Origin of the sequence: Peribacillus sp. FSL E2-0159, assembly GCF_038643155.1 — a bacterium.
GTDB lineage: Bacteria > Bacillota > Bacilli > Bacillales > DSM-1321 > Peribacillus > Peribacillus simplex.
In genome coordinates, this window is record NZ_CP152053.1 from 5,749,502 (window position 1) to 5,763,197 (window position 13,696).

Sequence of the window (13,696 nt, forward strand, 5' to 3'; positions counted from 1 at the left end):
ATAACAATTAGTGACAATAATGGGTTTCGTGAATTAAAAAAGAAGGCTCCATTTCGAAAGGAACCTTCTCTTTCCTAAAAAAATATCGATTTTTTAGGCTGCTGTTTTTCTGGATATCACAGATGTCATTAATCCTGCGCCTCCAATTACAAAGATGATGATGGATACAGCCAAGCCACCTGCTCCTTGATAAAAGTCGATAAATTGGCCTGCAAAAGAATCTCTGCCTTGGAAACCGCCACCGCTTGGCATCTCTCCTGGAGTTCCAGAACCATTAGGCCCGCCTTGGGGAGTTGTCCCCATATTGCCCTGCGTATCATCAGATGCCGTTTCCGTAGTTGAATCATCGGTCGCCGTACTGCTATTGGCCGATTCTTCCGTATCATCCGATTCTGTTGTGTTGCGGTCGGCAGGCTGCCCCATCATCGCCTGTCCATTCATGGGTTCATTGCCGCTGCCATCCACATACATCATGATCCCGATTACTGCTTGTGCCATTAAAAGGACCGAAACCAATATTCCAACTAAAAAGTGTAACTTACCAAGTCTTTTCATCATCGATTCTCCTCCGAAATTAAATGTATTTATAAGATGATTATCTAAAAAGACCCTTAATTTTTCCTTAAGCAACAAGGAAAAATTAAGGGTCTTTTTGGGTCTTTTTGATATTGGGTGGCATCTAAAGGTGGATTAAGTTTTCCTTTGATTTCTAGGAAAAGTGATCTCAAAACGGGTGCGTTCATTCTGTTCACTAGTAACCTTGATGTTCCCTTGATGTGTGTTCACAATCCATTTGGCAATGGATAGACCTAAGCCGGAGCCTTCATTTGCTGAACGGGATTGCTCCACTTGATAAAAACGGTTAAAAATCAAGGGGAGATCTTCCTGCGGAATGCCTTTTCCATTATCTTCTACAGTAAGAATGATTGATGAAGCATTTTTGATGCAGGATAGGGAAATTTCCCCGCCTTCCTCGGTAAATTTCATGGCATTATCCACCAAGATCACCAATAGCTGATGAATTCTCTCTTTATCCCCATGAAACACCACCTGCTCGGGAGCATGGCTAATGATTGATTTCTCTTGAAAAGAAGCTATATCCGTATACTGTTCCACGATATCCATAAGTAAGTCATCAAGGAAAAAGTTCGATTTCTTAACCTCCATTTGATTCGAATCCGTTCTGGTCAAGGTCAAAAGTCCGTTAACAAGCTTATTCAATCGCCGGACTTCTTTCGAAATGATGGATATATCAACGGCTTTTTCCTCGATTGTCGCTGAAGGTGATTGAAATAACAAATCAGCCCGCGATTGAATGACAGCAAGCGGCGTTCGAATTTCATGCGAAGCATCCGAGACAAACTGCTGCTGCTGATCCCAGGATTTCTTGACTGGGATCAGGGCCCGTCCTGCCAGAAGATAGCCTGCGCCTACCGCCACTAGACTTCCAATTCCCCCGCCAACAAACAATATGAGCAGCAATCGATCGAGCATTTCTTTTTCTGTATCCACATTCCTGATGAATTGTACCGTCATCTCTCCATACTCTGTATCGACCTTGGTGGAAAGTGCACGATACGTCGCCCCATTCACCGATATTTCTTCGATCTCATCAAATCTTTTAGGGTAAAATTCCGATTCATTAACCTTAATAAAATTGTCTACACTCAGTCTTGGCTCAATGATCGTCTCATCCGGTCCCCAAACGATGACGCTTGGCCCCGGTCCTAAAAGAAACTCACCTTGCGGACGTCCGCCTGGCATGCCTCCATTATTGAAATCCCTGTAATCCTTGTTAAGTGAATCATTGACATCCATATAGATTTGATTTTCCGTATAGAAATAAATCGTTCTGCTTAATATGGCTATTAAGACAATAAAGACGATAGAATTCAATAATGTTAGTTGAAGCCGTGTTTTTTGGAACATAATGATCCCCTTATGGTTGTTTTAGCATATAACCAATACCCCGAACGGTTTGAATATCTTTATGATAATTGAAAGGTTCCAATTTTTTCCTAAGGTGATGGATGAACACTTCCACAATGGCAATCGTCGTATCTGAATCAAACCCCCAAATGCGGTCGAAAATCTGCTCACGGGTCAATATCTTTCCATTATTTTGAATTAAATACTCCAGTAATTCAAACTGTTTCAAGGTCATTTTAATGACTTTTCCATCAACCAAAATATCCTTCTCTTTTTCCAACAATTCAATTCCACGGTATTTCACATGCTGCTCAAGCGATATAATACCACTCCTTCGAAGCAAGGCACGAATCCTGGCCTTAAGTTCCGGTGCTTGAAACGGCTTGACTAAATAATCATCGCCACCCATTTCCAATCCTCTGACACGATCCTCAAGCGCATCTTTTGCCGTCAAAAACAAGACACTTGTATCGATTTTTGCTTCCCTGATTTTCCGTACGATTTCAAATCCATCGATTCCCGGAAGCATTACATCCAAAATGATGATATCGTATATACTTTGCTGAGCCATGAATAGCCCATCTTCCCCATTATCTGCTGTATCGACTTCATATTCATCCGTCAGAATTTGTCGGATCGATTCCAATAATGAAACATTATCTTCTACCACCAAAACCTTCATGAATGGTACCTCCCAACCGCCTCAATTGTGATATGTTGATTTTATCCTTTTTCATATGCAAAAGAAAGCGGGCTTTTAATCGCCTGCTTTCTTTCAAATTGAATGTTCATTCGTGACGCAGTGCTTGGATTGGATTTAACCTGGATGCCTTATTGGCAGGAAATACGCCAAACATTATCCCGATTAAAATGGAGAATAAGAAGGCAAACAATGTCACCGACCATGAATAACTAATCGTTAAACTTGAAAAAACTGAAATCAATTTTGCGATTCCCAATCCAATTCCAACTCCCAACAATCCCCCCAAGCAGCTCAAGACCATTGCTTCAATTAAAAACTGGAGAAGAATCGATTTCCGATTTGCCCCAATTGCCTTTCTAATCCCGATTTCCTTCGTCCTCTCTGATACGGAAACCAACATGATATTCATGATTCCAATTCCGCCTACTAGTAATGAAATACTGGCAATACCGCCAAGCATGAGTGTGAACGTATCCGACACAGAACTCATTGTATCCATCAGATCTTCTTGATTGGACACCGAATAGTTATCACTCTGTTCTGGGAATGATGTGGTCATCGTACCTTGTACCTGGTACATTGCCCTATCTATGATATTCTCGTTCTCCGCTTTTAAATATACGGTTCCGATAGTCGTGCTGCCTGTAGCACGTTCGGCAGTGGTGATCGGTGCAATGATTACATCATCCCCGCTCGATCCCATTGAAGTGCCTACTGATTTCAGGACACCGATCACTCGATAGGAAACGCCGCCGATCAGCACGTTCTGGTCCACCGCTTTTTGATTTTCAAAAAGCGTGTTGGCCGTATCTGACCCCAGGACAACGACCTTGGAGCGTAATTCCGTTTCAATATCCGTCAAAAACCGGCCCTGACTGAGCTCTAGATCCCTAACCGATAAGTAGGAGGAAGTTGCACCGGTCATTGAAACCTGTGCTGTAGCTTCCCCGTTTTTTGCATAAACGCGTCCAGTGACTACAGGCGCCACTTCAGATATCCCGTTCAGATCTTTAAACTGTTCAATCGTATCATCCGTCAGCTCTACGGAGTCGGTATCCGTGACACTTACCGTTATCAGGTTCGTTCCCAGGCTATTGATCTCATCCTGAACGGACTGTGAGGAACCCTGCCCAATCGAAACCAGAACGATTACGGAAGCAACTCCAATAATGATCCCAAGCATGGTTAAAAATGCTCTGACTTTATTGGTTTTGATACTGCGTATAGCCATCTTCATTGATTCGCTCAAGTTCAATCCAATCACCTCCGTTTTCAAATAGCTGACCATCCTGTATCCGAACGACACGAGTTGCTTCTTTTGCCACTTCCAAGTCATGGGTTATAAGAATGATTGTTTGTCCCTTTTCGTTCAATTCTTTCAGCATCTGCAGCACTTCTTTACTCGTTTTACTATCCAGAGCCCCCGTCGGCTCATCCGCCAATAAAACGGGAGGGTTACCGGCAAGTGCTCTTGCAATCGCAACCCTTTGCTGCTGTCCACCCGACAGTTGGGTCGGCAGATGATTCTTCCGGTCACTCAGGCCAACCATATCAAGACACGCATTGGCCACTTCTCTTCTTTCCTTCATGCTTGCCCCTCTATAAACCAGGGGAAGTTCGACATTCTCCAACGCTGTCAGTTTTGCCAACAGGTTGAAATTTTGAAAGATAAATCCTATTTTAATATTACGAATGGCGGCTAACTCATTATCCTTCATCTTTTCCACTTCTTTTCCATCAAGAAGATATTCACCCATGTCAGGCTTGTCAAGGCAGCCAATCATATTCATGAACGTCGATTTCCCTGATCCAGATGGGCCGATGATGGAAATGAAATCGCCTTTATCGATTGTAAGACAGACATCTTGAAGTGCCTTAACCGTTTCACCGCCTAATTCATATGATTTAGACATGTTCTTAATTTTTATGATGGGTTTCGCCATTTTACTGACCTCCCTTGCCGCTTGGCATTCCGCCACTGCTTGGCATCCCGCCACTCGGCATACCGCTGCCGCTCTGCATTCTTATTTCGCCTCCTTGGCCTCCCCTCATTCCCTCACCGCCACTGCCAGTGGAGCTTTCATTGATGGTAATAGGCAAGGAAACAAACTGGCCCTCTTCAAGACCCGAAGTTATTTCAATATACCTATTGTTGCTAATCCCAGTCTCAACCACTGTCTTTGTACTAGCAGCTCCTTCAGTTGTACCGGATTGTTGTATATTCACATATTTCTCTTCACCGTCCATTTGGACTGCTTCAATCGGAACATATAAAGCATCTTTTACACTATTCGTCAAAATGCTCACTTCAGTCGACATCCCAATTTTTATATCGCCAGGTTTGTCAATCTTGATTGTGACATCGAACGAAGAAACTCCATTCTCATATGTACCTTCCTTTGCTACACTGGTCACTTTCCCCGAAAACGTTTCATCTTCAAAAGCACTGGCTTTAATTTCAACTGTTTGTCCTTTTTTAACACTTGGAACACCCAATTCATCAACACTGATCGTGGTTTTCAATTTTTTATAATCCGTAACATGTGCCACCACTTCACTGCTTGATACACGATCCCCTTCTTCTACATCCAATGTTGTCACGGTACCATCGAATGGGGCCGTAATCGGGTCACTTCCATCCGTGAAGGTAATGAGTTCATCACCTTTCTCAACCAATTCATTCTTCGCTACAAGGACTTCATCCACTTCATCCGTTACAGAGGAAGTGATGTCCTCACTATTGATTGCGGCGACCGATCCGGAACCGCTTATTTGAACTTCAAGATCTCCCTTTTCAACTGTAGCCGTCACCGACTTTGCAATTACAGGCTCAGCATTGTCCTTCATGAAAAACCAAACGCATCCCCCAATCGCCAGCACTAAAACCGTACCTATCATTATCAACTTTTTCATCATTTTTCTCCTTTCAGATTTCCTTCGTTGAAACCAGTATCGTGAAAGAAGCTTAACTTTTCCTTAATGGCCATGTGTTTGATTTCCATGATCTTTCGTTTATACAGCACACTCCTTTTGCTTGTGCGTAAAAATTAAAACTATGTCGAACGAAAAAAGATTTAAATTTAGCATTTAAATTTACAATATATTCTGAAAAATATATACTGATACTGTTATCGAAAATTGGTAATGAAATCCAAATCAATAATGATGAAGGGGGAACCAACTTGGCATCAAACGATTCAATTGCTAAGGAAACCGAGGTAAGCGCTTCCACGGACTACACCAAGATCGTCCAATCACAATCTTTTCAAGAACTCTTAAGGAAAAAACGCAATTTCATCGTCCCGCTATCCATCTTTTTCATGGTCTTTTATTTCACCTTACCCATACTAACTTCCTATTCTAAAGTTCTAAACTCCTATGCTTTCGGGACAATCAGCTGGGCCTGGATTTTTGCCTTCGCTCAATTTATCATGACCTGGACATTATGCATCCTCTATTCCAAAAAAGCTGCGACATTTGACCGATTAGTAGAAAAAATCGTTAAAGAAGCGAAAGGATAAAAGGTGAATTCATAATGAATATACTTGCTTTTATATTATTCCTAATCATTGTCGGGCTAACATTGGTCATTACCTATTTTGCTTCACGGCGCACCAAAACGACCGCGGACTTTTATACGGCGGACAGCAGCCTTACTGGCTGGCAGAATGGCTGGGCCATTGCGGGAGATTATATGTCCGCCGCCTCATTTTTGGGGATAGCCGGCATGGTCGCACTCTCTGGTTTTGATGGTTTTTTCTATAGCATAGGTTTTCTGGTTGCGTATCTGGTCGTTCTTTATATCGTGGCCGAACCGCTCCGTAACCTTGGTAAGTATACATTGGCAGACATGATCGCTGCCCGTTTCAATGAAAAGAAAGTACGCGGGGTTGCTGCCCTTAACACCATTTCCATATCAACCTTTTATATGATCGCCCAATTAGTCGGTGCAGGTGCCCTTATAAAACTCTTACTTGGTATTGATTATCTTTACTCCGTCATCATTGTAGGTATTTTAATGACCGTCTACGTCGTATTTGGCGGTATGACGGCCACCAGTTGGGTCCAAATCGTTAAAGCCGTTTTATTGATGGCAGGTACATTCATCATCTCCATCATCGTGTTGGCGAAATTCGACTTTAGCGTGATCGAGATGTTCAAGCAGATGAAAACAGCCACTCCTTTGGGCGGGGATTTCCTCAACCCAGGTAATAAATTCAAGGATCCTTTGGATACTTTATCCCTTAATTTAGCGCTTGTACTCGGTACAGCGGGACTTCCTCACATTCTCATCCGTTTCTTTACGGTGAAAGACGCCATCACAGCCCGAAAGTCCGTAGTATATGCCACTTGGATCATTGGCATCTTCTATATAATGACCATATTCCTCGGCTTTGGCGCGGCAGCCTTTGTTGGATACGACAAAATCATAGCCGCGAATGCGGCCGGCAATATGGCTGCTCCGCTGCTTGCCGAAGCCATTGGGGGTGACTTCCTGTTCGCCTTTGTCTCTGCAGTTGCCTTTGCTACCATTTTAGCGGTTGTAGCAGGTCTCGTTCTATCGGCAGCATCTGCCTTTGCCCATGACTTCTATGGCCACATCATCCGGAAAGGTCAAGCCACTGACAAGGAACAAGTCGTTGCTGCTCGTTGGGCATCCATCGGAGTATCCGTCCTCTCCATCATCCTTGCCTTATTTGCCCAAAACATGAATGTCGCCTTCCTTGTTTCACTTGCCTTTGCCGTCGCTGCCAGTGCCAATCTGCCCATCATTGTCTTCACGGTATTCTGGAAACGTTTTAACACAGCTGGGGCTGTCACGGGCATGATAGTTGGACTGGTCAGTTCTTTATTGCTTGTGTTCCTAAGTCCCAATGTCTGGTCACCGGTAGAAGGAGCGGCAATATTCGTTGGGGAGCCATTATTCCCGCTTGCCAATCCAGGCATCATCTCCATCCCGATTGGTTTTATCGCAGCCATCGTCGGAACACTTCTGTCAAGCAAGAAAGCTGATGCCAAAAAATTCGACGAAATTTTGGTTACTGCTAATACTGGGATGAAAGATCCTATATAAGCTAAATTTATTATTATTTTAAAATATTAAAAAAAGAAAGGAGATCAGGGTGTTCGACCTGCTCTCCTTTCTCTTTATTTAGAAACATATTATCAGGAAGGTTTTAAAATAATCACTCTAACTTCTCAATCTTAACTTCCTTTTATTGTACTTAGTTACTAACTGATTCATGACTTCTGCAAAGATCAGTCCCATCGCAATGGCACCAGCCAGCATAAAGACCTTGGCGGCCAACTGAACGGCGACATAAAAATCATTTCCGACAAAGTGCTTCATCGCATCATACGACAAACCTCCAGGCACGAGGGGGATGATTCCCGATACATTGAAAATAGTGATCGGCGTTTTATACCTTTTAGCAAAATACTGGCTGATAACAGCAACGATAAATGCAGCAGATAATGTTGCAATGATGCTGTTTATCTCATTTTCAACCAGGACAAAGTATAATATCCATCCTAACATCCCTACGAAACCACATTGAAACAATGAATTCTTCGGTACATTGAAGATGACTCCAAAGGCGGCTGAGGCAATGAAACTTGTAATAAGCTGTGCAATCATCATTCTTCCTCCCCTAAAATCATAAGAAAACAAACGCAGCCGATATTCCTGCCCCAATGGCTAAAGCAGTCAAACCTGCATCCGCACCCTTGGATAGACCTGAAACCAAATGTCCTGCAATTAAATCCCTGGCAGCATTCGTAATTAACAGCCCTGGCACAAGCGGCATCACCGCTCCAATGATTATCGTGTCCAAATGACTTCCAACTCCAATCTGGACGAAGAACATAGCTACTAAACCTACGACTAAAGAGGCGATGAATTCAGCAAAAAAGCGAACTTCCAGTAACCAGTGCAAATAAAGCAGGCAAGTGAATCCCATTCCTCCAGCTATACAGGACCAGATGAAATCATTCCACTGTCCTTGGAACATGATTAAAAAGCAGCCGCTTGCTATAAACGCAGCAAAGACCTGTACCCACATGGGATACCCCATCCCGGCCTTTTCGATTTGTTTTAACCTTAGATAAGCTTCCTCCGGTGTCATTTCCTTGCTGGAAATGCTTCGGGATATACTGTTAACCAGCGTCACCTTATGTAAATCTGTAGATCGTTGGGAAACTCGAATTAATTTTGAAGCTGGGTGCATACCATCCAGCGAAAAAATAATTCCTGTAGGGGTCGAAAAACTATGTGACTCACCGCATCCAAACGCTGCAGCGATTCTTACCATCGTATCTTCCACCCGCGAAGTTTCCGCTCCATTCTGAAGCATGATTTTTCCCGCAAGTAAACATACATCTATAATTTCATTGTATGGTAAACGATCATCCATTTTATCCTCACCATCACTTCCTGCATGAGTTTCTCTCAATAACAGATAACGATCATACCAATTTAAATCCACCTCATAATAGCCCAATTCCTGTGAAAAGGATATAAAAATATTACCTATTTAATTTATCAATTCCATTAACCTGCACTACTGACTCCCTTAGTACCAGTATTCCCTTTATTTCTTGCCGAAACCGGTTAGTTAGTAGAAAAATTCATTTATAACCATAAAGAAAAGGAATGCGGGCACGAACCCTGCATCCCCTTTTTCATATCCTGTACGACTATACTCCCTTTTGAATAAAGCAATCCACTGTTTCATTAAACAAATCGCTTTCTTCCATAAATGGACAATGGCAACTATCTTCAAAGACTACTAGTTTGGAATTCGGAATGTTTTTATGCAAATGTTCCCCTGCAGCTACTGGAATGACTTTTTCATGCCTTCCAAAACAGAGAAGTGTCGGAATATTGATTTCTGGCAAGAATTCACGATAGTCCACAATTGATTGGTCAAATAGAATGCTACTAGCAATGGATTCCGGCATTTTGGTCACTTCCCCAAGCATCCAGCTTGCATCCTCTGCAGATAATTCATTGTTGAACATGGAAGCAAGGAAGCTTTTTAAAAATGGGGCACGATTCGTTTGAATTTCAGTCATGAAGGCAATCAATGTTTCCATATCAAATGCACCAATATTAAAATCGGGCCACTTAAAATCAGAGGCCAATTCATCCACAATCACAGTTGAATGAATATTTCCCTCACCGAATTGCTTAAGATAATCCCAAACGACAAATGCCCCCATGGACCAGCCTACAAGTATGACATCCCTTAATCCTAGCTTACCTATGAATGCATGAAGATCTTTTGCATAAACGGAGACCGTGTTTCCGTAATGCACATGATTTGACTGGCCATGGCTTCTTAAATCAAGTAAGATCGTTCTATATTTTTCTGAAAAGTACGGAAGCTGCCCTCTAAAGAACCGGCTGCTCATCCACACACCATGGATAAAAATAATCGGTCTCCCCTGGCCCTTTTCTTCATAAAACAACCGAACGCCTTCGTCCACCTCAACAAATGCCATTCTACCCCTCCTTCACGGTATTTTTCACAACCCATCCCCTATTATTATTTATTGCATTTCTTCTTTTAACATTCCTTCCTATAAAAAAATATTGTCAAACCTCATTTTAGAGTTGATAATGAAGTATATTTTTATTGATATCTTCATCCTGAAAGGACGGAATTTTAATGAAGAGCTTTATCAAAAACTATCGATCCTCTTTAATACTGCTCACTGCCATTATTATCGGTGGGATAGCGGGCGTCGTTTTCGGGGAGAAAACCTCGGTCATACAGCCGCTAGGGGACTTATTCTTAAATCTGATGTTCACGATCATCGTGCCATTGGTATTTTTCAGCATTGCTTCAGCGATTGCCAATATGAGCGGAATGAAGCGTCTCGGAAAAATCATGGGCAGTATCGTTCTCGTTTTCCTGACAACGGCCGCATTAGCTGCCGTCATTGGATTTATTGGGACAACCATCGTCAATCCCTTGGAAGGCACAGATACTACAGCCATTAAAGAACTGATGGAAAACAGTTCCTCTGAAGAGGCCATCGAAAAAGTCTCTTTCTTCAGTCAACTGGTCAACACAGTAACCGTGTCCGACTTTCCAGAACTTTTCTCCAGAAGCAATATGCTTCAGCTTATCGTTTTCTCAGTATTAATCGGACTTTCCACTGCACTGGTCGGTGAGAAAGCAAGACCAATCACTGAGTTTTTGACAGCAGGTACAGCTGTCATGATGAAGGTCGTCAAAATCGTCATGTACTATGCCCCAATTGGACTTGGTGCTTATTTCGCGGCGATTATCGGGCAGCTTGGGCCGCAGATTTTAGAAGGCTATGCTCGCACTTTCATTCTTTATATAGTCTTGGCCTTGATTTATTATTTCGGCTTCTTCACTTTATATGCCTTTATCGCAGGCGGGAAAGATGGAGTAAAACTATTTTGGAAAAATGCCCTGACACCATCCATTACAGCCATCGCAACTTGTTCTAGTGCCGCATCCATTCCAGTCAATCTGGAATCAGTCAAGAAAATGGGCGTGCCAAAGGATATAGCGGAGACTGTCATCCCACTCGGAGCCAACACTCATAAAGATGGTTCGGTATTCGGTGGGGTATTGAAAATCGTTTTCCTATTCAGTTTATTTGGAAAGGATATGACAAGCATTTCAAGCATTTTAAGTATACTTGCTGTTGCCTTTTTGGTTGGAGCTGTTATGGGTGCCATTCCTGGGGGCGGCATGATTGGGGAAATGTTGATTCTTAGTGTATTCGGCTTCCCTGTTGAAGTCCTGCCTATCATTGCCGTTATATCCACGATTATCGATGCTCCCGCTACACTGCTTAACTCAACAGGAAACACGGTTTGTGCCATGCTTGTCACAAGGTTTGTTGAGGGAAAAAACTGGTTAAAACAAGCATTCGTTAAAGAAGATTCGGCCGTATGACTCTATAACATGAACTGGCTCCTGGTTAAAACAGGAGCCAGTTTTTTCATTTTCGCGACTTTCTTTCAAACAGTTCTTTAATTGACAAGGGTTTCCTTTCCCTAACATAGAATTAAAGATTGAAGGAGGGAATTGAATGTTAATGAAATGCTTGCCTGCCGCAATCCTTATCACGGGACTATTATATATATTTTTTATACCGGAAGAGCCTTTAATCATTAAAATCATGTTCAAGGTCATCCCCATGTTATTGATTTTGCTCTACGCCTGCACAAATGCGGGAGGACGGGACCGTTACCAATCCTTAATACTGCTTGGTTTATTCTTTTGCATGCTTGGAGATGGTTTGTTGATCTGGTTCGTCATCGGGCTTTCCGCCTTCTTGATCGGCCACCTATTCTATATTTCGGCATTCTTTAGACTGTGGACCTTTTCATGGCTTCGATTTGCGACGATTCTTCCGATTAGCATTTACTCCACTTGGATTGGCCGTGAAATTGTACGTTCTTTAATTGAAAAAGGTGAACATAACCTCATCATCCCTGTAATCTGTTATGTAACGGTCATCTCCCTCATGGGCTGGACGGCATTTATGACCGGAAATGCGACCACAATCACCGGCGGGGTCCTGTTCGTGATTTCCGACTCCATTTTATCTTGGAACAAATTTATCGATGATGTTGCCTTTTCTGGTCCACTTATCATGCTTACCTACTATGCAGCCCAGTTTTGCATCGCTAACAGCATTCGCATGAAACCTGCTTTTCATTTATCAAAAGGTTTGAAAAGTGAACGGCCTATCCAGTGAATCTGAATGTCCAATCGTTCCACATGAAACATTTTCATTAAAAAAAAGGCATTCACAGCTCTGCTTGAACTGTGGACGCCTTTTTTTATCCTTTAATTTTCTTTATGAAGACTACTTTTAAATAGTCCCCTTCCTTATATTCCGGAATTGTTTTAAAATCAGCCGGCAATGAGAATTGTTCCATGATTTCATATTTCCCATTCATTTCCTTGAAGGCAACATCAATGAAGTTCTTGAATTTTTTCATGTCGAACGTACTGCAATTAGTTGAGGCGATAATGACCCCATTGTCCTCCGTAATGGAAATGGTATCCTTCAATAGATTCGTGTAGTCTTTCCCGGCACTGAAAGTAAACTTCTTCGATTTGGCAAAGCTGGGCGGATCAAGGATGACCATTTCAAATTTCAAAGCCTTCTTCACTGCATATTTAAAATACTTAAAAACATCCATCACCACGATATTGTGGGCTTCAGGATCTATTCCATTCACACTGAACTGCTCGATCGTCTTTGGTAAACTGCGATTAGCCAGGTCGACACTCGTTGTTTTAACAGCACCGCCTAAAGCGGCAAACACGGAGAATGCCCCAGTATAGGAGAACATATTCAACACCGTTTTCCCTTTTGCGTATTCATCCCGAATTTTCCTTCTAACATCGCGTTGATCAAGGAAGACACCGACCATTGCCCCTTCATTCAGATAAACAGCGAAATGGACTCCATTCTCCTTTACAAGAAGCGGAAATGCAGGCTGTTCACCCATGACAAAATCGTCTTCATCCACGTACTGCCCCTTTGTATCAAAGCGTTTCTTCTGATAAATCGATTTGACCTCAACCGTTTCCTGCAACGCCTTAATGATGTAGTCTTTAAAGGAATATATCCCTTTGCTATACCAGCTAATGACATAGTGACCATCATAATGATCAATGATTAAACCGCCTATTCCATCACCTTCCCCATTAAACAAGCGGAAAGCTGTAGTCTCCCCATCTTCAAAAAAAGACTTTCGAAATTCATATGCTGCCTGGATTTTGCCATTAAAGAAGGTTTGATCGATCTTTTCATTTTCTCTTCTGGTCAATACCCAGCCGTAGCCCTTATTCTGTTTACCATAATATCCTTTTGCTAGAAAACGGTTGTTTTCATCTACCAAACGCACTAAGGACCCCTCTTCATGAAGGTCATTAAGGTTGGCTATCGACTCTTTAACAATCAAGGGAAAGCCCTTGCCGATTTTACTCACGAACTTAGCTTTCACTTTTATATCTATTTCTTTTCCCATATATATCATCCTATCTATGCAAATGCTATCCC

General features: G+C 42.3%; 14 protein-coding genes. 4 read left to right on the plus strand and 10 right to left on the minus strand.

Translation table 11 applies throughout. The features are described 5' to 3' along the window. Nucleotides 1–93: 93 nt before the first annotated feature. The 6 genes from NYE63_RS28130 to NYE63_RS28155 form a co-directional block, all read right to left on the minus strand. Nucleotides 94–558, minus strand: a complete 465-nt coding sequence (locus tag NYE63_RS28130; RefSeq protein ID WP_342603636.1) for a hypothetical protein — start codon at nucleotides 556–558, stop codon at nucleotides 94–96. A gap of 132 nt (nucleotides 559–690) precedes the next feature. Further along, the gene (locus tag NYE63_RS28135) at nucleotides 691–1,929 is read right to left on the minus strand and encodes a HAMP domain-containing sensor histidine kinase (RefSeq protein WP_342603637.1); all 1,239 of its coding nucleotides are present in this window, start codon (nucleotides 1,927–1,929) and stop codon (nucleotides 691–693) included. Nucleotides 1,930–1,939: 10 nt separating this feature from the next. Continuing rightward, nucleotides 1,940–2,611, minus strand: coding sequence for a response regulator transcription factor (locus NYE63_RS28140; RefSeq protein ID WP_137017756.1), 672 nt, complete (start codon nucleotides 2,609–2,611; stop codon nucleotides 1,940–1,942). Between the two features lie 106 nt (nucleotides 2,612–2,717). After that, the gene (locus NYE63_RS28145; RefSeq protein ID WP_342603638.1) at nucleotides 2,718–3,908 is read right to left on the minus strand and encodes an ABC transporter permease; all 1,191 of its coding nucleotides are present in this window, start codon (nucleotides 3,906–3,908) and stop codon (nucleotides 2,718–2,720) included. Beyond that, nucleotides 3,835–4,575, minus strand: a complete 741-nt coding sequence (locus NYE63_RS28150; protein ID WP_342603639.1) for an ABC transporter ATP-binding protein — start codon at nucleotides 4,573–4,575, stop codon at nucleotides 3,835–3,837. The genes NYE63_RS28145 and NYE63_RS28150 overlap by 74 nt, the downstream gene beginning before the upstream one ends. 1 nt (nucleotide 4,576) lies before the next feature. Then, nucleotides 4,577–5,545, minus strand: a complete 969-nt coding sequence (locus NYE63_RS28155; RefSeq protein WP_342603640.1) for an efflux RND transporter periplasmic adaptor subunit — start codon at nucleotides 5,543–5,545, stop codon at nucleotides 4,577–4,579. A gap of 269 nt (nucleotides 5,546–5,814) precedes the next feature. Between NYE63_RS28155 and NYE63_RS28160 the strand changes: the two genes are divergently transcribed. Both NYE63_RS28160 and NYE63_RS28165 read left to right on the plus strand, forming a co-directional pair. Further along, entirely contained in the window at nucleotides 5,815–6,153 is a 339-nt protein-coding gene (locus tag NYE63_RS28160) for a DUF485 domain-containing protein (RefSeq protein ID WP_144480656.1), read from the plus strand. A gap of 14 nt (nucleotides 6,154–6,167) precedes the next feature. Further along, entirely contained in the window at nucleotides 6,168–7,706 is a 1,539-nt protein-coding gene (locus NYE63_RS28165) for a cation acetate symporter (RefSeq protein ID WP_063234262.1), read from the plus strand. A gap of 117 nt (nucleotides 7,707–7,823) precedes the next feature. Here NYE63_RS28165 and NYE63_RS28170 read toward each other — a convergent pair whose 3' ends face one another. The 3 genes from NYE63_RS28170 to NYE63_RS28180 form a co-directional block, all read right to left on the minus strand. Continuing rightward, a complete protein-coding gene (locus tag NYE63_RS28170) occupies nucleotides 7,824–8,273 on the minus strand; it encodes a threonine/serine exporter family protein (RefSeq protein WP_174524181.1) in 450 nt (149 codons plus the stop codon). Between the two features lie 16 nt (nucleotides 8,274–8,289). Next, entirely contained in the window at nucleotides 8,290–9,045 is a 756-nt protein-coding gene (locus NYE63_RS28175; RefSeq protein WP_063234332.1) for a threonine/serine exporter family protein, read from the minus strand. Between the two features lie 283 nt (nucleotides 9,046–9,328). Beyond that, complete coding sequence (locus NYE63_RS28180) at nucleotides 9,329–10,135, minus strand: alpha/beta hydrolase (RefSeq protein WP_342603641.1); 807 nt, start codon at nucleotides 10,133–10,135, stop codon at nucleotides 9,329–9,331. 167 nt (nucleotides 10,136–10,302) lie between these two features. On the opposite strand from NYE63_RS28180, the gene NYE63_RS28185 reads away from it, so the two are divergent. Both NYE63_RS28185 and NYE63_RS28190 read left to right on the plus strand, forming a co-directional pair. After that, on the plus strand, nucleotides 10,303–11,571 hold the full coding sequence (locus tag NYE63_RS28185; protein ID WP_342603642.1) for a dicarboxylate/amino acid:cation symporter: 1,269 nt from the start codon (nucleotides 10,303–10,305) through the stop codon (nucleotides 11,569–11,571). A gap of 136 nt (nucleotides 11,572–11,707) precedes the next feature. Beyond that, nucleotides 11,708–12,379, plus strand: coding sequence for a lysoplasmalogenase (locus NYE63_RS28190; RefSeq protein ID WP_342603643.1), 672 nt, complete (start codon nucleotides 11,708–11,710; stop codon nucleotides 12,377–12,379). A gap of 85 nt (nucleotides 12,380–12,464) precedes the next feature. Here the strand turns inward: NYE63_RS28190 and NYE63_RS28195 are convergent, their stop codons facing one another. Continuing rightward, nucleotides 12,465–13,664, minus strand: coding sequence for a class I SAM-dependent rRNA methyltransferase (locus NYE63_RS28195; protein WP_342603644.1), 1,200 nt, complete (start codon nucleotides 13,662–13,664; stop codon nucleotides 12,465–12,467). Between the last annotated feature and the right edge of the window lie 32 nt (nucleotides 13,665–13,696).